Origin of the sequence: Pseudonocardia sp. WMMC193 (assembly GCF_021728735.1) — a bacterium.
GTDB lineage: Bacteria > Actinomycetota > Actinomycetes > Mycobacteriales > Pseudonocardiaceae > Pseudonocardia > Pseudonocardia oroxyli.
The window spans coordinates 5,288,044-5,310,291 of sequence record NZ_JAKKDO010000003.1 but is presented as its reverse complement, the minus strand read 5'-3'; the positions used below and the strand labels follow the sequence as shown (position 1 = coordinate 5,310,291).

Below are 22,248 nucleotides of genomic sequence, written 5' to 3'. Positions count from 1 at the left end.
CCCCGCCCGTATTCCGCGCCCTACGGTGGCCCCATGGACCTGGACGACCTCCGCGCCGTGCTGTTCGACATGGACGGCACGCTCGTCGACTCGGACGCCGCGGTCGAGCGGGCGTGGCACATCTGGGCGCAGGAGTACGGCGTGGACGCCGCCGCGGTGCTCGCGACCGCCCACGGGCGCCCGTCGGACCCCACGGTGCGTGAGGCCCGTCCCGATCTCGACGAGCGCCAGGTCGCCGTCGCGGCCGCCCGCCAGCTCGAGCTCCAGTACACCGACCTCGACGACGTCCGCGAGGTCCCCGGCGCCCGCGACCTGCTCCGCCTCCTCGACGTCCTGGGTCTGCCCTGGGCGATCGTGACCAGCGCCGACCGCCGCCTGACGACGGTCCGCCTGGCGGCGGCCGGACTCCCCACCCCCGACACCCTGGTGACCAGCGAGGACATCGCGGAGGGCAAGCCGAGCCCGGAGGGCTACCTCAAGGCCGCCGCGGCGCTGGGCGTCGACCCGGCCACCTGCCTGGTGGTGGAGGACAGCGCGCCCGGGCTCGCGGCGGGCTACGGGGCGGGCATGCAGACCGCGGCGCTCAAGGGCCTGCGCGGCGACCTGACCCTCTCCGGCCTGCGCGATCTCGCCGACCTGCTCAGCGAGTGGACCCCACCACCTCCGGCACCCGGGCGTTGATCCAGCCGATCAGCCCGGACAGGTGCACGGTGAGGTCGAGCCCCAGCTCGGTGAGGGAGTAGGAGACCTGCGGGGGCGTGGTCGGCAGCACGGTGCGGACCACGAACCCGTCCGCCTCCAGGGTCCGCAGCGTCTGGGCCAGCATCTTCTCGCTGACCCCGCCCACCCGGCGCCGCAACGCGCTGAACCGGGTCTCCCCGTCCTCGCGGAGCGCGACCAGGACGAGTACCGCCCACTTCGAGGTGATGTGGTCTAGAACGACCCGGGCGGGGCAGTCACTGTCGAACGCGTCACCCGGACCGGGCCACGACAACTCCGAGACCTGCGTGCTCACACGTCGCTCCTGTCCTTACCCCGGGGTACGTACTTACGGAGAGAAAGTACATCACCGTAGGTTGGCAGCACCACCGAACGAAGGAGCACGACCATGATCGCAGTGACCGGAGTGACCGGGAAGTTGGGCCGCGTGGTCCTCGACGACCTGCTCGCCCGCGGTGCGGACGTCGTCGGGGTCGCCCGCACGCCCGAGAAGCTGAGCGGGGTCGACGTCGACGTCCGCCAGGGCGACTACGAGGACCCGGCGAGCCTGGAGAAGGCGTTCGCGGGCGCGGACACGGTGCTGATCGTGTCGAGCCCGGACGTGACGCCCGGCGTGCGGCCGCGCCAGCACGGCAACGCGATCTCCGCCGCGAAGGCCGCGGGCGTCGGCCGCATCGTCTACACCAGCGCGATCTCCGCGGACACCGGGCCCGGCTTCCTCGCCGACCACGCCACCACCGAGGGGCTGCTGCGCGAGTCCGGTGTGCCGTTCACCGTGCTGCGCAACAGCTTCTACACCGACATCTTCGTCAACCCCGCGGTGATCGAGGCCGCCACCTCCACCGGCCGGATCGCCGCGGCGACCGGCGGCAAGCCGCTCAACACCGCGACGATCGCGGACTTCGGCGCCGCCGCGGCGCAGGCCCTGGTCGGCGACGGCCACGCGAACCGGGTCTACGAGCTGCGCGGTCCGCTGTGGACCTACGACGAGCTGGCCGCCGCGATCACCGAGGCGACCGGCACCACCGTCGTCCACGAGGAGATCCCGCTCACCAACGAGGACTTCATCGGCGCCCTCGTCAGCAGCGGCTTCTTCGCCGAGCCCGGCGACGACCTGGCGACCCTGCTCGGCCGCCCCGCCACCGGAATCCGCGAGGTCATCGATACCGCTCGAGGATCCGCCTCTTGACCAGCTTCCCGGTGGGCGTGCGCGGCAGCTCGGCGACGAAGTCGACCGTGCGCGGGCACTTGTAGTGCGCGATCCGGCCCCGGACGAACTCGAGGATCTCCTGCTCGAGCTCCGGGCCGGGCGTCGCCCCCTCGGCGGTCTCGACGACGGCCTTGACCTGCTCCCCCATCTCCTCGTCCGGGACACCGATCACCCCGACGTCCTGCACGGCGGGGTGCAGGGCCAACGCGTCCTCGATCTCCTGCGGGTAGATGTTCACCCCGCCTGAGATGATCATGAACGCCTGGCGGTCGGTGAGGTGGAGCCAGCCGTCCTCGTCGACGTAGCCGAGGTCGCCCGTGGTGGCCCAGTCCGGATGGCGCGGATGGCGCGAGTCGGCCGTCTTGGCCGCGTCGTTGTGGTAGACGAACAACGGGTTCGGGCTCTCGAAGTACACCGTGCCGACCTCGTTCGGGCCGAGCTCCGTGCCGTCCTCGCCGCAGATGTGCAGGATCCCGACGGTCGCCCGCCCCACCGAACCGGGGTGGGCGAGCCACTCCTCGGAGGTGATCCGGGTCTGCCCCGGGGACTCGGTGGAGCTGTAGTACTCCTGCAGCACCGGACCCCACCAGTCGATCATCCGACGCTTGACCTCGACGGGGCACGGCGCGGCGGCGTGCACGGCGACCTTCAGCGAGGAGAGGTCGTACCGCGACCGCACCTCCGGATCCAGCTTCAGCAGCCGGACGAACATCGTCGGCACCCACTGGCTGTGCGTGACCCGGTGGCGCTCGATGTCCGCGAGCGCCTGCTCCGGCCGGAACCGCTCCGCGACGACCAGCGTGCCGCCCGTGGCGTGGGTCATCGCCCCGAACCGCAGCGGAGCCGAGTGGTACTGCGGGGCGGGCGAGTAGTAGACCGTGTCGGAGTCCCAGCCGTAGACGGGCGCGAAGACCTCCAGCATCGCGTCGCCGGGCTCGTGGACCTTCCGCTGGGGCAGGTCGCGGGTGATCCCCTTCGGACGCCCGGTGGTGCCGGACGAGTAGAGCATGTCCATGCCGGCGGGCTCGTCCGGCAGCGGATCGGCCGACACCGCGGCGAGCGCCGCCTCGTAGTCCTCGTGTCCGGGGATCTCCCCGCCCACGGCGAGCCTGCGCCGCACCCCGGAGGTGTCCGCGACGATGCCCTCGCCGATCCCGGGCAGGTTCGCCGAGACCACGAGCACCCGGGCCGCGCAGTCGTCGACGATGTAGGCGACCTCGGCCGGGGTGAGGTGGCTGTTCACCGCCGTGACGACCAGTCCCGACCGCACCGCCGCCCAGTAGGCCTCGAAGACCTCCGGACGGTTCTCCAGCACGACGGCGACGTGGTCGCCCGGCCCCAACCCGGTCTCCGCGAAGACCCGGGCGAGCCGGATGGACCGCTCGTCCAGCTCGCCGTAGGTCTGGACCCGGCCGTCCAACGGACCGCCGCTCATGATCGTCGCCGGATGGTCCGGCCGTGTCCTCGCCCAGGTTCCCGGATACACGTCAGATTCCCGCCGCGCTGCGCATGCCTCCGTTTCTAGCGTGCTGAACGATCGTTCGCTAGACCTCGTGCGCCAGGTCGGCGTGTTGCACTCGCAGGTCCTTCTTCAGGATCTTGCCGCTGGGGTTCTTCGGCAGGGAGTCGGCCAGCACCACGTACTTGGGCCGCTTGTAGCCGGCGAGCCGCTCCCGCGCGTGGGCGTCGATCTGCTCGCGGGTCAGCTCCACGCCCTGCTTGGGCACGACGACCGCGGTCACGGCCTCGATCCAGTGCGGGTGGCTGATCCCGAACACGGCGACCTCGGCCACCCCGTCGAGCAGGTAGAGGGCCTCCTCGACCTCCCGGGAAGCGACGTTCTCCCCGCCGGTCTTGATCATGTCCTTCTTGCGGTCGACGACGGCGAGGTAGCCGTTCTCGTCGATGACCCCCAGGTCCCCGGAGTGGAACCAGCCGTTCCGGAACGAGGCGGCGGTCTTCTCCTCGTCGTTGTAGTAGCCCAGCGCGGCGTGCGGGGAGCGGTGCACGATCTCCCCCACCTCGCCCGTCGGGACCGGGTTGTCCTCGTCGTCGACCACGCGGGTCTCGACGTTCAGCGAGGCGCGGCCCGCGCTGCCCGCCATGGGCAGCTGCTCGTCGGGGCGCAGGATCGTGGCCAGCGGGGACATCTCGGTCTGGCCGTAGAAGTTCCACAGCCGCACGTCCGGCAACCGACGCTGGATCTCGCGGAGCACCTCGACCGGCATCGCCGCGGCGCCGTAGTAGCCCTTGCGCAGACTGGAGAGGTCCCGGCTGTCGAAGTCCGGGTGCCGCAGCAGCGAGATCCACACCGTGGGCGGGCAGAACAGCTTCGTGGCCCGCTCCCGCTCGATCGTGGCGAGGATGGTGCCCGCGTCCGCGCCCGGGAGGATCACACTCGTCGCGCCGAGGTAGACGTCGACGGAGAAGAAGCAGTCCAGCTGCGCGCAGTGGTACATCGGCAGCGAGTGGACCTCGACGTCGTCGCTCGTCATGCCGCCGTCGACGATGCAGGACACGTACTGGCTGATCAGCGACTTCGACGAGAGCATCACGCCCTTGGGGCGGGACTCGGTGCCGGAGGTGTACATCAGGCGCAGCGGGTCGTCGTCTGCGACCGGGACGTCGACGGGTTCGGGTGCGCCCTCGGCGATCCAGGAGCCCACGTCCTCCCAGTCCCCGGTGGGCGCCGCGCCGGAGAGCGCGATCCACCCGCGCACCCCGCCGGTCAGCCCGGCCGCGGCGATCGCCTTCTCCGCGGTCGGGGCGAGGGCGTCCTCGGCGACCAGGCCCGAGGCGCCGGAGTGGGACAGGATGTAGGCGATCTCGTCCGCGTTGAGCATGAAGTTCACCGGCACGAGCACCACGCCGAGCCGTGCCGTGGCGAAGGCCAGCACCGCGAACTCCCACGAGTTGTGGCTCAGCAGGGCGAGCCGGTCCCCCTTGGCGAGACCCCGGGCGGCCAGGGAGTTCGCACAGCGGTTCACTGCGTCGTCGAACTCGGCGAAGGTGGCCCGGCGCTCGCCCGCCACCACGGCGAGCTTGGTCGGGTACCGCTTCGCCGTGCGGTGCAGCAGGTCACCGAGCGCGTGCCGGCGGGCCCGCGCGATGGCGGCGGTGGTCTCGGGCGTGAAGGCTGCGACGTCGGACACACCTGAATCCTGCCCGAGCGGCCGGGCGTTCGACAGTCCCCGGCCTCAGGGAACGGTGAGGATCCGCGGGCCCTGCTCGGTGATCGCGATGGTGTGCTCGGCGTGGGCGGCGCGGCTGCCGTCCGCGGTGCGCAGCGTCCAGCCGTCCTTGTCGTGGCGGTAGTCGTCCGCGCCGCCCGCGATCAGCATCGGCTCGATGGCGATGACCAGGCCGGGCCGCAGGCGCAGGCCGCGGCGGGGCTTGGCCTCGTTCGGGACGTGCGGCTCCTCGTGCATCGAGCGCCCGACGCCGTGGCCCCCGTGGTCGGCCAGCATGCCGTAGCCCGCGGCGCGGGCGACCTGCGCGATCGCGTGCCCGACGTCCCCCATCTGCGCGCCCGGCTGCGCGGCGGCGATGCCCGCGGCCAGGGACGCCTCCGTGGTGGCGATCAGCTCCTTGTCCGCGACGCTGCCCTCGCCGACCACGGTGCTGAACGCCGCGTCGGCGCACCAGCCGTCCAGGTGCACGGCGAAGTCCACCGAGAGGAGGTCCCCGGGGCGGAGCTTCGCGCGGGCCGGGATTCCGTGGACGACGGCGTCGTTCACGCTGACGCAGAGCACGCCCGGGTACGGGCCCGGCGCCCAGCGCGGGTGGTAGCCCTTGAAGCTCGAGACGGCGCCCGCCTCGGCGATCAGCTCGGCGGCCAGCGCGTCCAGCTCGGTCGGCCGGACACCGGGGGCGGCCCGTTCGCGCACGGCGGCGAGGATGCGGGCCACCACGGACCCGGCGGCGGCGATCGCGTCGACCTCGCCGGGCGTCTTCAACTCGATCACGGGGATAAGAATACCGGTATTAGTATGACGACCATGGTGCGCGTCCCCTTGACCCCCGAGGACCGCGAGCGCGGCGAGCGGCTGGGTGCGCTGCTGCGTGCGGCCCGCGGCGACCGGAGCATCGGGGCCGTCGCGGCGGCCGCCCAGATCTCCCCCGAGACGCTGCGGAAGATCGAGACCGGCCGGATCCCGACCCCCGCGTTCTTCACCGTGGCGGCGCTGGCGGCGGAGCTGGGCATCGAGCTGGAGGCCCTGGCCGGGTGCGGGCGCACGGCCGGGACGGAACCCGCGGGCGCGGCGTGAGCGCCGCCGATCCCGCCGCCTTCGCCGCCTCGGTGCGCAGGGCGGCGAAGGCGGGCCCGTACGTCGTCGAACGGACCGAGGGCGGGTTCACGATGACCGCCGAGGTCACCGGCCCGCCACAGGCCCGCGGGCGGCGGGACCGCGAGCGCCTCACCCACGTCGTCGTGCTCGATCCGGCCGCCGGGACCTACGCGGTCACCGACCGCCGCGAGCGGCTCGGCGAGGCCGAGTCCGCGGGCTCGCTCCTGCGCCTGGACAGGAAGGTCCCGGTCGACCCCGGCGTCGAGGCGCACCGGATGCTGGCGAGCGCCGCCGCCGAGCTGGGCTGGACGCCCGCCCGGACGCCGATCAGTCCCGCCCTGGTGGCCGGGATCACCGCCGCGGTCCTCGCCGCCGTCCTCGTCGTGGCGCTGCTGCTCATCCTCTGACACCCGCACTGTGGAGCCACAATGCGGGCCGGCCGGCGGCGCCTAGACTTGATCCGTGACCACCACGCCCGACCGCACCCCGCCGCCCGTGGACACCGAGGAGGCCCGGCTCGCCGTCGGCAGGCCCGCGACGCACGCCGCCGGGCTGAAGGCGGTGCAGGTGTCGTTGACCCGGGCGGTCAAGCAGATGGGCGTGGTCAAGTCGGCCCGGAACCTGCTCACGCTCAACCAGGTCGACGGGTTCGACTGCATGTCCTGCGCCTGGCCGGACCCGCAGGACCACCGGCACACCGCCGAGTTCTGCGAGAACGGCGCCAAGGCCGTCTCGTGGGAGGGGCAGCGCGAGACCGTCGGGGCGGAGTTCTTCGCCACGCACCCGATCTCCGTCCTGGAGCGGCAGACCGAGTACTGGCTGGAGCGCCAGGGCAGGCTGACCGAGCCGATGGTGCGCCGGGGCGGCTCCGACCGCTACGAGCCGATCTCGTGGGAGGACGCGTTCGCGCTGGTCGCCTCCCACCTGCAGCGGTTGGACGGCCCGGACGAGGCGCTGTTCTACACCTCCGGCCGCGCCTCGAACGAGGCCGCGTTCGTCTACCAGCTCTTCGCCCGCGCCTTCGGGACCAACAACCTGCCGGACTGCTCGAACATGTGCCACGAGTCGACGTCCGTCGGGCTGGCCCGCACGATCGGGATCGGCAAGGGCTCGGTGTCGCTGCAGGACCTGCACGAGGCCGACCTGATCGTCATCTCCGGGCAGAACCCGGGCACCAACCACCCGCGCATGCTCTCCGCGCTGGAGATCGCGAAGCAGAACGGCGCGCGGATCATCGCGATCAACCCGCTGCGCGAGGCCGGGCTGCTCGCCTTCGACAACCCGCAGAAGCCCAAGGGGCTGGCCGGCCTGGGCACCAGCCTGGCGGACCGCTACCTGCAGATCCGCTCGAACGGCGACCTCGCGCTGTGGCAGGCGATCGGGCACCTGCTGCTGGCGCGCGGCGTCGCGGACACGTCCTTCATCGAGCGGCACACCGTCGGGTTCGAGGACTGGGCCGCGCACGTCAAGGACCTGGACTGGGACGCGGTGCTCGCCGCGACCGGCCTGGCGCGCGCGGAGATCGAGGCGGTCGCGGACATGTTCGCGAGCTCGCAGCGGATCGTGCACTGCTGGGCCATGGGGATCACCCAGCACCGCAACGCCGTCGCGACCATCTCGGAGTTCGTGAACGTCGCACTGCTGCAGGGCATGATCGGCAAGCCCGGCGCGGGCCTCTGCCCGGTCCGCGGCCACTCCAACGTCCAGGGCGACCGCACCATGGGCATCTGGGAGAAGTCCCCGGACTCCTTCCTCGACGCCCTCGGCGCCGAGTTCGGCTTCGAGCCCCCGCGCGAGCACGGCCACGACGCCGCCGCCGCGGTCCGGGCCCTGCGCGACGGACGGGCGAAGGTCTTCGTCGGCCTCGGCGGCAACTTCGCCTCCGCGATGAGCGACACCCACGTCACCGAGGCCGCCCTGCGCTCGGCCGCGCTGACCGTGCAGATCTCCACCAAGCTCAACCGCAGCCACCTCGCCGCGGGCCGGGACGCGCTGATCCTGCCCACGCTGGGCCGCACCGAGAAGGACCTCACCGGCGGGCTCGTCCAGCGGGTCACCGTCGAGGACTCGATGTCCGCCGTGCACGCCTCCCGGGGGCGCTCCGAGCCCGCAGGCCCGCTGCTGCGCTCCGAAGTGGACATCCTCTGCGGGATCGCGCACGCCACCCTCGGCGACCGCCACGAGATCCCGTGGACCGACTTCGCCGCCGACTACTCCCGGATCCGGGAGTCCATCGGGCGGGTCGTGCCCGGCTGCGAGGCCTACGACGAGAAGATCAGCCGCCGCGGCGGCTTCACCCTGCCGCACCCGCCCCGCGACACCCGCACCTTCCCCACCGCGGCGGGCAAGGCGGTCTTCACCGTGAGCCCGCTCGAGGTCCTGACCGTGCCCGAGGGCAGGCTCGTGCTGCAGACCCTGCGCAGCCACGACCAGTTCAACACCACGATCTACGGGCTCGACGACCGCTACCGCGGCATCCACTCCGGCCGCCGGGTCGTGTTCGTCTCCGCGGCCGACCTCGCCGAGCTCGGCCTCGCCGACGGCGACCGCGTCGACCTGGTCTCCGAGTGGGAGGACGGGGTCGAGCGTCGCGCGGACGACTTCCGCCTCGTCTCCTACGACACCCCCAAGGGCTGCATCGCGGCCTACTACCCGGAGACCAACCCTCTGATCCCACTGGACTCCCAAGCCCTGGAGTCGGGCACGCCGACGTCGAAATGGGTCGTGGTGCGGCTCGTGCCGCGCGGGTGACCGAGCGGCGTAGGCGTCGGTCGGGCAACCCCGCCTCCCCCGCGTAACCCGGTGCGGGACGCCACCTAGGGTGGCGATATGTCCGTTTCGAACGTTGCGCGCGGCATGGCCATCGGCGCGGTCGAGGTCGTCCCCGGCGTCAGCGGGGGGACGATCGCGCTGGTCGTCGGGGTGTACGAGAAGCTGATCGCGGCGGCCGGGCACCTGGTCTCGGCCCTGCGCGGCCTGCCAGAGGGACTGCGGGGGCAGGGATTCGCCCGCACCCGCGCCGCCCTGGCGGAGGTGGACTGGAGGCTGGTCCTCGCCGTCGGCGTCGGGATGGTGGCGGCGGTCCTCGTGGCCGCCCAGCTGCTCCCGCCGATCATCGACGGGCACCCGGTCGGCACCCGCGCCCTGTTCTTCGGCATGGTCGCGGCCACCCTGACCGTGCCGTTCCTCGCCCTCGGCGGGCGGCTCCGCCCGGTCGAGTGGGTGCTGTTCGGGGGCATCACCGTGCTGACCGCGGTGCTCACCGGGCTCCCGCCCGCCGACCTGTCCGACCCGCCGCTGTGGATCGTCGTGCCGGCGGCGGCCGCGGCGGTGTGCGCGCTCGTGCTGCCGGGGCTGTCCGGCTCGTTCCTGCTGCTCGCCCTGGGTCTCTACGAGCCGACCCTGCGGGCGGTGGCGGACCGGGACGTCGCGTACCTCGGGGCGTTCCTGCTGGGGGCGCTGCTGGGGCTGGGTGCCTTCGTGAAGCTGCTCCAGCACCTGCTGGAGCACCACCGCAGGCTGGTCATGGCCGCGATGGCGGGGTTCCTGCTCGGCGCGCTGCGTGCGCTCTGGCCGTGGCAGACCGAGGACCGCGGGCTGCTGGTCCCCGACGCGGCGTGGGGAGCCATGGTCCCGGTCGCCCTGGCGGGCGCGGTCGTGGTGGCGGCCCTCTCCGTCTACCAACACCGCCGAGAGCACACCTGACCAGGCGGCATTGTGGCTCCACACTGCATCGTCAGAGGCGGGAGAGTGCCTGCTCCAGGACCTCGGTGCGTTTGCAGAAGGCGAAGCGGAGCAGGGTCGGGGCGAGATCCGGGTCGTCGCAGAAGACGCTGACCGGGACGGCCGCGACGCCGACCTTCTCCGGCATGGCCCGGGCGTACTCGGCCGCGTCGGTGACCCCCAGCGGCGCCAGGTCGGCGACGACGAAGTAGGTGCCGCGCGGCTCGAAGACCCGCATCCCCGCCGCGCGCAGGCCACTGACCATCAGGTCGCGCTTGGGGCGCAGGCCTGCGGAGATCGCGGCGTAGTCGGCAGTGGCCAGCGCCGCGGCGACGGCGGGCTGGAACGGGGCGCCGCTGGCGAACGTCAGGAACTGCTTGACCGCCCGGACCGCCGCGACCAGCTCGGCCGGGCCGTGCACCCAGCCGATCTTCCAGCCGGTGACCGAGAAGGTCTTGCCCGCGCTGGAGATCGTCAGCGTGCGCTCGGCCATGCCGGGCAGCGTGGCCATGGGGACGTGCTCGGCGTCGAAGGTCATGTGTTCGTAGACCTCGTCGGTGAGGACGACGGCGTCGTGGGCGATCGCGAGGTCGGCGACGGCCCGCAGGGTGTCCGGGCCGAAGACCGCGCCGGTCGGGTTGTGCGGGGTGTTGACCAGGACGGCCTTCGTGCGCGGCCCGAACGCGGCCCGCAGCTCGGCCGGATCGGGTTGGAAGTCCGGCGCGCGCAGCGGCACCGTCCGCCGGGTCGCGCCCGCCATCGCGATCACGGCCGGGTAGGAGTCGTAGTACGGCTCGAAGACGACGACCTCGTCCCCCGGCTCGCACAGCGCGAGCACCGCGGCGGCGATCGCCTCGGTGGCCCCGGTCGTGACGAGCACGTCCTGCGCGTCCAGGTCGTAGAAGCGTCGCTGGTGCGCGGCCACGGCCTCGCGCAGGGCGGGCAGCCCGGGCGCGGGCGGGTACTGGTTCCGGCCCCCGTGGATCGCGGCGGAGGCGTCGTCGAGCAGGGACGCGGGGCCGTCCTCGTCCGGGAAGCCCTGGCCGAGGTTGATCGCGCCGGTGCGGACCGCGAGCTGGGTGATCTCGGCGAAGATCGTGGAGGTGAAGGGCCGCAGCCGCGGGACCAGCGGGGTCATCACCACCCCCGCATGTCGACGGCCCACCGCTCGGCCACCTGCTCGCCGTCGACCAGCCACATCGCCTCGTGGTAGGCGACGGTCGGGTCGACGTGTGCGGGCACGACCCGGATCCGGTCCCCCACCCGCAGCTTGAGCGCGCCGGGGGCGAAGGTCGTGTGCTCGTCGGAGCAGAACCAGACCTGGGCACCGGGGATCGTCGGGTTGCCGTGGTCCATGCCCAGCGCCTTCAGCCCGACGTCGACGACGGCGTGGTCCGCCGAGACCGAGATGACGGTGCCGAGCACGAACAGGGCCTGCTCGAAGGGGTGCCCGAGCTCGGCGTAGGCGGAGTCCATCAGCGCGTACGAACCCGCCTGGATCTCCGTGGCCCACTCGTTGAGCCGATAGGTGCCGGTGCCGCCCGCGGAGACGAGCTCGCCGCCGACCTCCCGCGCCGCGGCGACCAGCTTCTCCATCGACTCCCGGACCATCCGGCGCTGGTCCTCCTCGGGCCGCACCATCATGAGGTGGCCCTCGTAGCCCATCACGCCGCGGACCTCGAGCCCGTTGCGGCGCGCGAGCTCGGCCAGCTCGCCCGCCTTCTCCGGTGGGCAGCCGCACCGCGGGAGCCCGACGTTGACGTCGATCACCACCTCGAGGACGTTGCCGCGCAGGGCCGCCGCGATCGTCTCCCGGGAGTCGACGGCGAGGGTGATCCGCGCGCCGTTGCGGACCAGCGCGCCCAGCCTGCTCGCGTCGACGACCTCGTTGGCCAGCAGCAGGTCGCCGCCGAGGCCGTGCTCGACCATGACCTCGCACTCGCGGATCGTGGCGCAGGTGAAGCCGGGATGGCCGTTGTCGCGCTGCCAGCGGGCGAGCGAGGTGCACTTGTGCGCCTTGACGTGGGGGCGCAGCCGGGTGCCCGGCAGTGCGGCGCTCATGGTGTCCAGGTTGCGGCGCAGCGCCCCGCGCTCGACGAGCAGCGCGGGCGTCACCAGGTCGTCGACGTGCACGTCCGGACGCTACAGGTTCGGCACGGGCAGCCGGGCCACGCGGCGGAGCACCGCGGGCGGCAGCACGCGGGCGATGCGGGACTCCACGGTCAGCAGCTGCACCGGCCGGTTCCTCTCGACGGCGGTGATCACCGCGTCGGCGACCTTCTCCAGCCGGTAGGGCCTGCGCTTGAGCAGCCGGTCGACGCGGCGCTGCTCGGCGGCCGCGTCGTCCACACCGACGAACCGGGCGGACGCGCCGATGTTCGTGGGGAGGAAACCGGGGCACAGCGCGGTGACCCCGATGTCGTGTGCCGCCAGCTCGGCGCGCAGGCACTCCGACAGCATCAGCACCGCGGACTTGGTGGTGCAGTAGGCCGGGAGGAAGGACGTCGGGGTGAACGCGGCCGCCGAGGCGACGTTCACGAGGTGCCCACCCTCGCCCCGTTCGACCATGCGCGCGGCGAACAGCCGGCAGCCGTGCACCACGCCCATCAGGTTGACGTCCACGATGTCCTGCCAGTCCTGCGCCGAGTGCGCGAGGAACGGGCCGGAGACGGCGATGCCCGCGTTGTTGACGACCACGTCCGGCACGCCGACCCGGGCGCAGACGTCGTCGGCGAGCTTCTCCATGGCCGCGGCGTCGGACACGTCGACCTGGAAGTCGCACCCGGGGGCCCGGTCCACCCCGACCACCGTGGCCCCGCGCGCCGTGAAGCCCTCCGCCACCGCCTTGCCGATCCCGCTCGCCGCGCCGGTGACCAGGACGATCTTCCCGGACCACCGCGACGTCCGACTCGCGTGTCCGGAACGAGGGACTCGCGTGTCCGAGGTGGGGGACTCGCGTGTCGGGAGTGGGGGACTCGTGGGGGTGGGGTCCGCGATCCCCGCGAGTCCCTGGTTCCGGACACGCGAGTCCCCCACCTCGGCGATCAGTTCGCGGACGCAGCGCGCCACCACGTCGGGGCGCTCGCGCGGCAGCCAGTGGCCGCCCGCGATCTCCCGCAACCGCACGCCCGGGGCGCTGGCCAGCAGTTCCGTCGTGAGGTAGCGGTCCCGCGTCGGGGCCAGGACCTGCGTCGGGACCGTGGTGCGGCCCTCGCCGTGGCTGCCCCCGATGTTGGCGCGGTAGAGCTCCAGCCCGTTGATGCCGTCCCGAGTCGCAGGCACGGGGACGCCCTCCCGGCGGGCGATCGCGCCGCCCGCGACCCCGGACCGCCAGGCCAGCTCCGGGAGCCGCGGGAGCTGGAAGAAGCCGATGTACCAGGACTTCGCGAGCTGCCGCAGCCTGCCCTTGCCGCGGAACCGGGCGAGGTGGGCCAGGTGCGGGCCGGAGATCGAGGTGAACGACGCGAACCGGTCGGGGTGCTCGGAGACGGCCTGCCAGGCCTGCACCGACCCCCAGTCGTGGGCGAGCAGGTGCACCGGGCCGCCGCCCGAGTCCGCGGTCACCGCGTCCGCGACCGCGAGGAGGTCCGCCACCAGCCGGTCGGTCCGGTAGCCCCCGGGGTCGGTGGGCTCGCCCGAGCGGCCTGCGCCGCGGACGTCGTAGGTGACGACCCGGTAGTCGTCCGCGAGCAGCGGGACGACCTGCGACCACACCGTGTGATCGTCCGGGTAGCCGTGCACCGCGAGGACGACGGGGGCGTCCTGCGGTCCGTCGGTGTACAGGGCCAGGTCCACGCCGTCGGGGCTGCGCATGTCGCCGATCGTAGCTACCGACGAGTAAGTGATGCAGAACACATCCGTTCGGGAACCGGAACACCCTCCGGTCCGTCTCGACTTGAACCGTCCGGAACACACCGACGGGGACGAACCGCGACTGGGCGACGATGCCGGGCGATCCGGACCCGAACGCTGCAAGGGGAAGGTCCCGTCGTTGAGCACCACCGCAGTCCCCAGCCGCACGCGGCTCGCCCTCCTGCTGGGCGGCCTGATCGCGCTGGGCCCGCTCACCATCGACATGTATCTGCCCGCGCTCCCGGGGATCGCGGGTGAGTTCGCCGCCTCGGCCTCCACGATCCAGCTGACGCTGACCGGCACGCTGGTCGGCCTGGCCGCGGGCCAGCTGTTCATCGGCCCGCTGGCGGACGCCGTCGGCCGTCGCACGCCCCTGCTGATCGGCACGGCCCTGCACATCGTGTCGTCGTTGCTGATCATGGTCGCGCCGAACATCGCCGTCTTCGGCGCCCTGCGCGTGCTGCAGGGTGTGGGCGGCGCCGCGGGCGCCGTGGTCGCGATGGCCGTGGTCCGCGACCTGTTCACCGGCCGTCCCGCCGCCACCCTGCTCTCCCGCCTGATGCTGGTCATGGGGGCCGCGCCGGTGCTCGCGCCCACGCTGGGCGGCGAGCTGCTGCGCTTCGCCGACTGGCGGGGCGTCTTCGCCTTCCTCGCCCTCTACGGCGCGGCGATCCTCGCCCTGCTCGCCTTCGCCCTGCCGGAGACGCTCCCGGTCGAGCGGCGCCGCCCGGCCCGGATCGGCGCCACGCTGGTCAGCTACGGGACCCTGTTCAAGGACCGCACGTTCGTCGGGCTGATCCTGATGGCGGGCTTCGCCATGGCAGGCATGTTCGGCTACGTCTCCGGCTCCAGCTTCGTCTTCCAGGAGCAGTTCGGCCTGGACGCCCAGCAGTTCGGCCTGCTGTTCGGGGCGGGCGCGATCTTCCTGATCGGCGCCACCCAGGGCAACGCGGCGCTGCTGCGCTACTTCGAGCCCAAGCAGATCCTGCTGGTCGCGAGCATCGCGGGCACCGTGTCGGGCGCCGTTCTGGCCGCGCTCGCCGCGACCGGCGTCGGCGGGCTGGTCGGGGTGATCGTGCCGCTCTGGGCGGTGCTCGCCGCCGTCGGGTTCATGCTGCCGAACGCCCCCGCGCTCGCCCTATCGCGCCACGGCGAGCGGGCAGGCACCGCGGCCGCGCTGCTGGGTGCGGTGCAGTTCGGCGTCGGCGCGCTGACCTCGCCGGTCGTCGGTCTGCTGGGCAACGACGCGCTGGCCATGGGCCTGACGATCGCCGGGGCGCAGGTGCTCGCCCTCGCCGTCCTGCTCGTCGTCGTGCGGCCGTGGACGCTGGCCGACCTCGAGGAGCCCACGCCCGTTCCCGGGAAGGCCGCCGCGGAGACGGTCGTCGAGGCCGCCTGACACACCCGCACCGAACGGCGCCGTGGGACTCCCGCGGCGCCGTTCGCGCGTTCAGCTCGGGTGTGCGGAGGTCTCGCGCTCGAGCCGCTCGATGGCCCAGCGCGCCCAGTCCCGCACCGCCTCGTACTGGCGGAGCCCGTACTCCGCGGCGAGCTGCCCGAAGCCCTCGGCACCGGTCATCGGCCCCTCCGGGTCGACCTCCCTGACCTTGCGCAGCTCGGTCGCGGAGGCGTCGGTGTTCTCGGCGATCGTCCGCAGCACGACGAGCGCGTCGGCGGGTTCGAGCGCGGAGAGCAGGAACATCCGCAGGACCGGCTCGTTGCGCACCCTGGTCTGCCGCGGCGGGGAGAGCAGCCAGTTCCGCAGCTCGGTCCGGCCCGCCTCGGTGACCGCGTAGGTCCGGGAGCCGCGGGCACCCTCGTGCGAGACCTCCACCAGGCCGGACTCGGCGAGCCGGTTCAGCTCGGGGTAGATGCTGGTGTGGCCCGCCTGCCAGGCGTAGCGGCCGAGGTCCTGCTCGAAGACCTTGGTCAGCTCGTACCCGCTGCGCGGTTGGACGGCGAGCAGCCCGAGCAGGGCGTGGGGCAACGACATGTGCCCACCTTACATGTAACCGTTGACATGTCAGTATTGACAGGTGCACGCTCTCCCGCATGACGACGACGGAGAAGCCGCTCTACCTGCAGGGCCACCTGGCGCCAGTGCCGGACGAGATCGAGGCGTTCGACCTGCCCGTCGAAGGCCTGCTGCCGCCCGAGCTGACCGGTCGCTACCTGCGCAACGGCCCGAACCCGCTGCCCGGCCAGGACCCGGGGCACTGGTTCGCCGGGCACGGGATGCTGCACGGCGTGCGCCTCCGCGAGGGCCGCGCCGAGTGGTACCGCAACCGGTGGGTGCGTACCGCGGCGTTGGAGGGCAAGCCCTTCCTGACCCCGGACGGCCGGTTCGACCGCACGGCCGTCCACGCCAACACCCACATCGTCGAGCACGCCGGGCGGCTGCTCGCACTCGTCGAGAACGGGTTCCCGTACGAGGTCGACCGCGAGCTCGGCACGCTCGGGCCGCGGGACTTCGACGGGCGGCTCACCACCGCGATGACCGCGCACCCCAAGACCGACCCGGTCACCGGCGACCTGCACTTCTTCGGCTACGGCGCACTGCCGCCGTTCCTGACCTACCACCGGGTCTCGGCCGCGGGCGAGCTCGTGACCAGCGCCGAGATCGTCGTCCCGGGCCCCACGATGATGCACGACTTCGCCGTCACCGACCGGCACGCGGTCTTCCTCGACCTGCCGATGACCTTCTCCCCGCGGCCCGGGCTGCCCTACGGCTGGGACGACTCCTACGGGGCCCGGCTCGGGATCATGCCGCTGGACCGGCCGGGCGAGGTGCGCTGGGTCGAGGTGGACCCCTGCTACGTCTTCCACGTCGGGAACGCCTGGTCGGCGGACGGCGACACGGTCACCCTGGACGTCGCCCGCTACTCCCCGGCGGACATCCGGAGCATCTGGGACTCGATCGGCCCGCACCCCGCCGTCGAGGCCTCCGCCGCCGGGGTCGCCCGCCTGCACCGCTGGACCGTCACCGGCGCCGGCACCGTCGTCGAGACCCCGCTGTGCGACTTCGACCTGGAGTTCCCCACCCTCGACGACCGGCTGGTCGGCCGCCCGAACCGGGTGCTCTACGCCGTGTCCGACGACCGCGGGATCCTCAAGTACACCGACGAGAGCGAGCGGGTCCACGACCTCGGCCCGGACGTCGTCGCGGGCGAGGCCGTGTTCGTCCCGGCCGCGGACGCCACCGGGGAGGACGAGGGCTGGCTGCTCTCGATCACCACCACCCGGGACGGGCGGGCCTCCGAGCTGCTGGTGCTCGACGCCACCGACCTGAGCACCACCGCCCGGGTCACCCTGCCGCGGGGTGTGCCCGCCGGGTTCCACGGCTCCTGGAACGCCGACGCGGTCGGCGACGAGTCCACCGGGGAAGGCCGACCGTGACCGCCAGGGAGCACACCGTGTCCGAGAGCACCGCCGCGAGCGTGCCCAGTCCGTCCCTGATGCTGCGCGGCCTGGTCCTGGACGTCGGGCTGCCGGTGCTCGCCTACTACGGGCTGCACCTGCTCGGCGCCTCCGACTTCACCGCCCTGCTGGTCGCCTCCGCCGTGGCGGCGCTGCGGGTCGCCTGGACCGCCGTGCGGCGGCGCACGCTGAACGCCTTCGCCACCGTGATGCTGCTGGTCTACGGCGTCGGGCTGGTGCTGGCCCTGGTCACCGAGGACGCGCGGACCCTGCTGCTGCGGGACTCCTTCGTCACCGCGTCGGTCGGGCTCGTCTTCCTGGTCACCGCCTGGATCGGTCGCCGCCCGCTGACCCTGGCCGCGTCGGAGAGCTTCGCACCCGGCAAGGCGGCGGAGATCGCGCAGGAGTACGCCACGAACCCGCACGTGCGACGGGGGCACCGACTCTCCTCGACCGTCTGGGGCGCGGGCCTGGTCGCCGAGGCGCTGATCCGGGTGCCGGTGGTCTACCTGCTGCCGGTCTCGGTGGCGGTCGGCCTGTCCCAGGCGCTGCTGGTGGTCACGCTCGTCGGCCTGGCGGTGTGGAACGGGTGGTACGTGCGGCGGGCCCAGGCACGCGGCCGGGGGACGGCAGGAGACGGAGCCGACGGGGCGGGTAGGCGACGACAGGCAGGAACAGCTGAGTGAGCGGGCCGATCGCCACGGCGTAGAGCACCGTGCCGATCCCGACGGTCCCGCCCAGCAGCCAGCCCGTCCCCAGCACGACGACCTCGATGGCGGTCCGCACCAGCCGGATCGACCACCCGGTGCGCGCCGCGAGGCCCGTCATCAGCCCGTCGCGCGGCCCCGGCCCGAGGCGGGCGCCGACGTAGAGGGCGGTGGCCAGCCCGTTGAGCACGACGCCGCCGAGCAGCAGGGCCACCCGCGCGGGCAGGCCGGACGCGGCGGGGATCAGCGCCAACGCGACGTCGACCGACACGGCGATCACGACGACGTTCGCCACCGTGCCGATCCCCGGGCGCTGGCGCAGGGGGATCCACAGCAGCAGCACCACGGCCCCGGTGACCGCGGTGATCAGCCCGAAGCTCAGGGGCAGCCGGGTCGCCAGGCCCTGGTGTAGGACGTCCCACGGGTTGAGGCCGAGGCCGCCGCGGATCTGCATCGCCATCGACGTGCCGTACAGCCACAGACCCCCGACGAGCTGGGGGAACCGGCGGAGGGGGGCGTGTCGGACGGGCAACGGGCTCAGATCCACCTCTGCACTGTGCGCCGAGGTGGCCCGCTGCGAAAGGGCCACTTTGGCGAGAGTGGCAGACTGACCGGGTGACCGCACGAATGCTGCCCGGCAAGCCCGTCGCCGAGCGAGTCCTGGCCGACGTCACCGCACGGGCGGACGCGCTGCGCGCCCGGGGGATCACCCCGAGCCTGGCCACCGTCCTGGTCGGGGACGACGACGCCTCGGCGGGCTACATCCGGATCAAGCAGAAACAGGCCGCGGAGCTGGGGATCGAGTCCCCGCACTCGCACCTGCCCGCCACGACCACGCAGGAGCAGCTGGTCGAGGTGATCCGCGGGTACAACGCGGACCCGGCGGTGCACGGCCTGCTGATCCAGTACCCCATCCCCGGGCACCTGGACTACGACGCCGCGCTGGCCGAGCTGGACCCGGACATGGACGTCGACGGCATGCACCCGATGAACATGGGCCGCCTCGCCGTCGGGCTGCCGGGGCCGCTGCCATGCACCCCCGCGGGCATCGAGGAGCTGCTGGCCTTCTACGAGATCCCCGTCTCGGGGCGCGAGGTCGTGATCCTCGGCCGCGGCGCCACGCTCGGCCGCCCGCTGGCGATGCTGCTGGCCCAGAAGCGGCCCACCGCCAACGCCGCCGTCACCGTGGTGCACACCGGGGTGCCGGACTGGGACCGCTACACCCGGCGCGCGGAGATCCTGATCGCCGCCGCGGGCGTGCCCGGGATCATCCAGCCCGAGCACGTCAAGCCCGGCGCCACGGTGATCGGCGGCGGCGTCCGCTACGAGGGTCGGCGCCTGCTCCCGGACGTCGACGAGTCCTGCGAGGAGGTCGCGGGCGCGATCACCCCGCGGGTCGGCGGCGTCGGCCCCACCACCGTCGCCATGCTCTTCCGCAACGTGATCACGGCGGCCGAGAAGGCCAGCGGCTGACGCCGCCCGTGCGTGGTAAGTGGTGCCAGAGCACCACTTACCACGCACGAGCGCCGGAGGCGCGGGCTTGACCTCGAGTCGGGTTCAGCTCTTAGCGTCGCCGCCATGGACGTGAGCACCTGGTCGGCCCTGCAGACGGCGTCACGCGAGCGGTCGGCCGCGCACGCACCGGTGCGGGAGACGCTGCGGCGCATCATCGGGTTCGCCCGGCCCCACCGCCGGCGGATCGCGGTGTTCGTGCTGCTCAGCACCGTGGGTTCGGTGCTGACCGTGCTCACCCCGCTGCTCGCAGGCCGGGTGGTGGACGCGATCGACGCCCGCGCGGGTCTGTCGGTCGTCGGCTGGCTCGCCGGGGCGATCGCCGTCGTCGCGGTGGCGGAGGCCGCGCTCGGCCTGCCGACCCGGTGGTTCTCGGCCACGATCGGCGAGGGCCTGATCCTGCGGCTGCGGACGGCCGTGTTCGACCACGTGCAGCGGATGCCGGTCGCGTTCTTCACCCGGACCCGGACGGGCGCGCTGGTCAGCCGCCTGAACAACGACGTCCTGGGCGCCCAACGGGCCTTCTCCGACACCCTCTCCGGGGTGGTCGGGAACCTGGTCACGCTGGCGCTCACCCTCGTCGTGATGCTGACGATCTCCTGGCGGGTCACGCTGCTCGCGCTGGTCCTGCTGCCGCTGTTCGTGGTCCCGGCGCGCCGGATGGGGAGCAGGCTGGCCCGGCTGCAACGCGAGGGCGCCGCGCACAACGCCGCGATGAGCAGCCAGATGACCGAGCGGTTCTCCGCACCCGGCGCCACGCTGGTCAAGCTGTTCGGGCGCCCCGCCGAGGAGTCCGCGGAGTTCGCGGCGCGGGCCGCGCGCGTGCGGGACATCGGGGTGCGGTCGGCGATGGTCCAGTGGGTCTTCGTGACGGCGTTGACGCTGGTCTCGGCCCTGGCGCTCGCCCTGGTGTACGGCGTGGGCGGTGCCCTCGCGCTGGGCGGGGCGCTCGCGCCGGGCGCCGTCGTGTCGCTGGCCATGCTGCTGACCAGGCTCTACGCGCCCCTGACCGCCTTGGCCGGGGCGCGGGTCGAGGCGATGACGGCGGTCGTCAGCTTCGAGCGGGTGTTCGAGGTGCTCGACCTGGAGCCGATGATCGACGAGCCGACCGCGCCGCGCACCCTGCCCGCGGGCCCGCTGGACGTCCGGTTCGAGGCGGTCGACTTCGGCTACCCCGCCGCCTCCGCGGTGTCCCTCGCCTCGCTGGAGGAGGTCGCCACCCTGGACACCCGCGGCGGCGACACCGTGCTCCACGGCGTGGGCTTCACGGTGCCCGCCGGGACGATGACCGCGCTCGTCGGGAGCTCCGGCGCGGGCAAGTCGACGATCGCCCAGCTGCTCGCCCGGCTCTACGACGTGTCCTCCGGGTCGGTGCGCCTCGGCGGCGTCGACGTCCGTGATCTGCGGGCGGCGGACCTCCACGGTGACGTCGGCTTCGTGACGCAGGACGGGCACCTGTTCCACGACACGGTCCGCGCGAACCTCCGGCTGGCCGCGCCCGCGGCCACGGACGCCGAGCTCTGGGACGCGCTGCGCCGGGCCCGGCTGGCGGACCTCGTCGAGAGCCTGGCGGACGGGCTGGACACGGTCGTCGGCGAGCGCGGGTACCGGCTCAGCGGCGGCGAGCGCCAGCGCCTGACCATCGCGCGGCTGCTGCTGGCCAAGCCCCGGGTCGTCGTCCTGGACGAGGCGACGGCGAGTCTCGACTCGACGTCGGAGGCCGCGGTCCAGGCCGCGCTGGCGGAGGCCCTGGCGGGTCGCACCGCCCTGGTCATCGCCCACCGCCTGTCCACGATCCGGGACGCCGACCAGATCCTGGTGCTGGAGCAGGGCCGGATCGTCGAGCGGGGCACCCACGGCGCCCTCCTCGGCCGCGGCGGGCGGTACGCCGACCTCCACCGCACCCAGTTCGCCGCCGCCTGATCCCGCGGGACTCAGCCGGAGGTGATCCGGGCCTGGACCCCGTCGAGCACGGCCGCCAGGCCGGTCTCGAAGATCTCGTCGAGGTCGAAGGCCACGTCCGCGTGCAGGAACACCCGGACGCTGTGCGGGAAGCGGCCGGACTCGAGGACCGAGCGGGTCTGGGACTCCCGCGCCTCCACCCACTGCCAGAAGGTGACGCCGGTGTCCGCCTCGGCGCGCGACTCGCTCTCCAGGCTCGCGGCCGATCCGTGCACGTAGCCGAACAACGCCAGGTGCAGGCGGAGGACCGTCGGCTCGTCGAGGCCGAGCCCGGTCAGCGCGCGGAGGTTCCACTCCGAGTACTCCAGCTGGTTCGGCCCGGCGTACGGCCTGGTCAACGATGTCGTGCGGGCCAGCCAGGGATGGCGGCGGTACAGCGCCCAGAGGGTCCGCATGGACACCTCCAGCTGCCGCCGCCAGCCCGCGGGCGGCACGGCGGGCAGCGGGAACTCACCGAACACCGCGTCCCGCATCAGCAGCAGGAGATCGTCCTTGCCGGGGACGTGGCGGTACAGCGACATCGCCGCGGTGCCGAGCTCGGAGGCGACCCGGCGCATCGTCACCGCGTCGACGCCCTCCGCGTCGGCGACGCGGATCGCCGCGCGCAGGATCCGGCCGCGGCCGAGCTCGGGCTCCGGTTCCCGTCCGACGACGATCGTCCCCACCCCGGGCTGCACCCGCACGAGCCCCTCGCGCCGCAGCTCGGCGATCACCTTCGACGCCGTGGCCATCGCGACGCCGAACTCCGCGACGATCCGGCGGGTCGAGGGGATCCGGTCCCCCGGCGCGAGCTCGCCCGCCGCGATCCGTCCGCGGAGCACCGCGACGACGTCCGTGTACCCCATGCCACCTCCCG

20 protein-coding genes and 1 pseudogene are annotated in these 22,248 nt (G+C 73.2%); 11 read left to right on the top strand and 10 right to left on the bottom strand.

What is annotated here, in order from left to right; translation table 11 throughout:
* Positions 1–33: 33 nt before the first annotated feature.
* Positions 34–681: an HAD-IA family hydrolase gene (locus tag L3X23_RS27300; RefSeq protein ID WP_237195638.1), complete on the top strand. Its 648-nt coding sequence runs from the start codon at positions 34–36 to the stop codon at positions 679–681.
* Here the strand turns inward: L3X23_RS27300 and L3X23_RS27295 are convergent.
* Positions 641–1,015, bottom strand: coding sequence for a helix-turn-helix domain-containing protein (locus L3X23_RS27295; protein ID WP_237195637.1), 375 nt, complete (start codon positions 1,013–1,015; stop codon positions 641–643). The two genes, L3X23_RS27300 and L3X23_RS27295, sit on opposite strands and share 41 nt — an antisense overlap.
* Before the next feature lie 93 nt (positions 1,016–1,108).
* Here L3X23_RS27295 and L3X23_RS27290 point away from each other — a divergent pair, with 93 nt between their 5' ends.
* Complete coding sequence (locus L3X23_RS27290) at positions 1,109–1,909, top strand: NAD(P)H-binding protein (protein WP_237195636.1); 801 nt, start codon at positions 1,109–1,111, stop codon at positions 1,907–1,909.
* Here the strand turns inward: L3X23_RS27290 and L3X23_RS27285 are convergent.
* The 3 genes from L3X23_RS27285 to map are packed head-to-tail and all read right to left on the bottom strand — an operon-like array spanning position 1,878 to position 5,895.
* Entirely contained in the window at positions 1,878–3,416 is a 1,539-nt protein-coding gene (locus L3X23_RS27285; protein ID WP_308116946.1) for an acyl-CoA synthetase, read from the bottom strand. The genes L3X23_RS27290 and L3X23_RS27285 overlap by 32 nt on opposite strands.
* A 58-nt stretch (positions 3,417–3,474) precedes the next feature.
* Positions 3,475–5,082: an acyl-CoA synthetase gene (locus L3X23_RS27280; protein WP_237195634.1), complete on the bottom strand. Its 1,608-nt coding sequence runs from the start codon at positions 5,080–5,082 to the stop codon at positions 3,475–3,477.
* A gap of 45 nt (positions 5,083–5,127) precedes the next feature.
* Positions 5,128–5,895 carry a type I methionyl aminopeptidase gene (gene map, locus L3X23_RS27275; protein WP_237195633.1) on the bottom strand — a complete coding sequence of 256 codons (768 nt, stop codon included), beginning with the start codon at positions 5,893–5,895 and terminating at the stop codon, positions 5,128–5,130.
* Positions 5,896–5,928: 33 nt separating this feature from the next.
* Between map and L3X23_RS27270 the strand changes: the two genes are divergently transcribed.
* The 4 genes from L3X23_RS27270 (at position 5,929) to L3X23_RS27255 (ending at position 9,924) form a co-directional block, all read left to right on the top strand.
* On the top strand, positions 5,929–6,198 hold the full coding sequence (locus L3X23_RS27270; protein WP_093083595.1) for a helix-turn-helix domain-containing protein: 270 nt from the start codon (positions 5,929–5,931) through the stop codon (positions 6,196–6,198).
* Entirely contained in the window at positions 6,195–6,626 is a 432-nt protein-coding gene (locus L3X23_RS27265; RefSeq protein WP_237195632.1) for a hypothetical protein, read from the top strand. The genes L3X23_RS27270 and L3X23_RS27265 overlap by 4 nt, the downstream gene beginning before the upstream one ends.
* A gap of 55 nt (positions 6,627–6,681) precedes the next feature.
* Positions 6,682–8,970, top strand: a complete 2,289-nt coding sequence (locus L3X23_RS27260) for an FdhF/YdeP family oxidoreductase (RefSeq protein WP_237195629.1) — start codon at positions 6,682–6,684, stop codon at positions 8,968–8,970.
* Between the two features lie 78 nt (positions 8,971–9,048).
* A complete protein-coding gene (locus tag L3X23_RS27255; RefSeq protein WP_237195627.1) occupies positions 9,049–9,924 on the top strand; it encodes a DUF368 domain-containing protein in 876 nt (291 codons plus the stop codon).
* Between the two features lie 31 nt (positions 9,925–9,955).
* Here L3X23_RS27255 and L3X23_RS27250 read toward each other — a convergent pair whose 3' ends face one another.
* From L3X23_RS27250 to L3X23_RS27240, 3 genes are read right to left on the bottom strand one after another with little or no spacing between them, the layout of a single operon-like run.
* Positions 9,956–11,080, bottom strand: a complete 1,125-nt coding sequence (locus L3X23_RS27250) for a pyridoxal phosphate-dependent aminotransferase (protein WP_255735582.1) — start codon at positions 11,078–11,080, stop codon at positions 9,956–9,958.
* The gene (locus tag L3X23_RS27245) at positions 11,080–12,075 is read right to left on the bottom strand and encodes an alanine racemase (RefSeq protein WP_093083277.1); all 996 of its coding nucleotides are present in this window, start codon (positions 12,073–12,075) and stop codon (positions 11,080–11,082) included. Before L3X23_RS27245 ends, L3X23_RS27250 begins: the two co-directional genes overlap by 1 nt.
* Before the next feature lie 9 nt (positions 12,076–12,084).
* Entirely contained in the window at positions 12,085–13,755 is a 1,671-nt protein-coding gene (locus tag L3X23_RS27240) for an SDR family oxidoreductase (protein WP_237195625.1), read from the bottom strand.
* A 178-nt stretch (positions 13,756–13,933) separates the two neighbouring features.
* On the opposite strand from L3X23_RS27240, the gene L3X23_RS27235 reads away from it, so the two are divergent.
* Positions 13,934–15,193, top strand: a complete 1,260-nt coding sequence (locus L3X23_RS27235; protein WP_237195623.1) for a multidrug effflux MFS transporter — start codon at positions 13,934–13,936, stop codon at positions 15,191–15,193.
* Between the two features lie 51 nt (positions 15,194–15,244).
* Here L3X23_RS27235 and L3X23_RS27230 read toward each other — a convergent pair whose 3' ends face one another.
* Positions 15,245–15,787, bottom strand: a complete 543-nt coding sequence (locus L3X23_RS27230) for a PadR family transcriptional regulator (RefSeq protein WP_237195621.1) — start codon at positions 15,785–15,787, stop codon at positions 15,245–15,247.
* Positions 15,788–15,846: 59 nt separating this feature from the next.
* On the opposite strand from L3X23_RS27230, the gene L3X23_RS27225 reads away from it, so the two are divergent.
* Both L3X23_RS27225 and L3X23_RS35895 read left to right on the top strand, forming a co-directional pair.
* Positions 15,847–17,190, top strand: coding sequence for a carotenoid oxygenase family protein (locus L3X23_RS27225; protein ID WP_237195619.1), 1,344 nt, complete (start codon positions 15,847–15,849; stop codon positions 17,188–17,190).
* Positions 17,191–17,249: 59 nt separating this feature from the next.
* Positions 17,250–17,744, top strand: a pseudogene (locus L3X23_RS35895) (VC0807 family protein); the annotation flags it as partial.
* Positions 17,745–17,769: 25 nt separating this feature from the next.
* On the opposite strand, the gene L3X23_RS27220 reads toward L3X23_RS35895, so the two are convergent.
* Positions 17,770–18,465 carry a YitT family protein gene (locus L3X23_RS27220; RefSeq protein WP_237195617.1) on the bottom strand — a complete coding sequence of 232 codons (696 nt, stop codon included), beginning with the start codon at positions 18,463–18,465 and terminating at the stop codon, positions 17,770–17,772.
* 68 nt (positions 18,466–18,533) lie between these two features.
* On the opposite strand from L3X23_RS27220, the gene L3X23_RS27215 reads away from it, so the two are divergent.
* Both L3X23_RS27215 and L3X23_RS27210 read left to right on the top strand, forming a co-directional pair.
* A complete protein-coding gene (locus tag L3X23_RS27215; protein WP_237195615.1) occupies positions 18,534–19,391 on the top strand; it encodes a bifunctional 5,10-methylenetetrahydrofolate dehydrogenase/5,10-methenyltetrahydrofolate cyclohydrolase in 858 nt (285 codons plus the stop codon).
* A 105-nt stretch (positions 19,392–19,496) separates the two neighbouring features.
* Complete coding sequence (locus tag L3X23_RS27210) at positions 19,497–21,353, top strand: ABC transporter ATP-binding protein (RefSeq protein ID WP_237195614.1); 1,857 nt, start codon at positions 19,497–19,499, stop codon at positions 21,351–21,353.
* An 11-nt stretch (positions 21,354–21,364) separates the two neighbouring features.
* On the opposite strand, the gene L3X23_RS27205 is transcribed toward L3X23_RS27210, so the two are convergent.
* Complete coding sequence (locus tag L3X23_RS27205; protein WP_237195613.1) at positions 21,365–22,237, bottom strand: TetR/AcrR family transcriptional regulator C-terminal domain-containing protein; 873 nt, start codon at positions 22,235–22,237, stop codon at positions 21,365–21,367.
* Positions 22,238–22,248 lie beyond the last annotated feature (11 nt).

What these genes read in the sequence shown, in the direction of transcription:
- L3X23_RS27300 (WP_237195638.1), top strand. Translation starts at nt 34, where the DNA reads ATGGACCTGGACGACCTCCGCGCCGTGCTGTTCGACATGGACGGCACG.
- L3X23_RS27290 (WP_237195636.1), top strand. Translation starts at nt 1,109, where the DNA reads ATGATCGCAGTGACCGGAGTGACCGGGAAGTTGGGCCGCGTGGTCCTC.
- L3X23_RS27270 (WP_093083595.1), top strand. Translation starts at nt 5,929, where the DNA reads ATGGTGCGCGTCCCCTTGACCCCCGAGGACCGCGAGCGCGGCGAGCGG.
- L3X23_RS27255 (WP_237195627.1), top strand. Translation starts at nt 9,049, where the DNA reads ATGTCCGTTTCGAACGTTGCGCGCGGCATGGCCATCGGCGCGGTCGAG.
- L3X23_RS27250 (WP_255735582.1), bottom strand. Translation starts at nt 11,080, where the DNA reads ATGACCCCGCTGGTCCCGCGGCTGCGGCCCTTCACCTCCACGATCTTC.
- L3X23_RS27240 (WP_237195625.1), bottom strand. Translation starts at nt 13,755, where the DNA reads ATGCGCAGCCCCGACGGCGTGGACCTGGCCCTGTACACCGACGGACCG.
- L3X23_RS27230 (WP_237195621.1), bottom strand. Translation starts at nt 15,787, where the DNA reads ATGTCGTTGCCCCACGCCCTGCTCGGGCTGCTCGCCGTCCAACCGCGC.
- L3X23_RS27225 (WP_237195619.1), top strand. Translation starts at nt 15,847, where the DNA reads ATGACGACGACGGAGAAGCCGCTCTACCTGCAGGGCCACCTGGCGCCA.
- L3X23_RS27210 (WP_237195614.1), top strand. Translation starts at nt 19,497, where the DNA reads ATGGACGTGAGCACCTGGTCGGCCCTGCAGACGGCGTCACGCGAGCGG.
- L3X23_RS27205 (WP_237195613.1), bottom strand. Translation starts at nt 22,237, where the DNA reads ATGGGGTACACGGACGTCGTCGCGGTGCTCCGCGGACGGATCGCGGCG.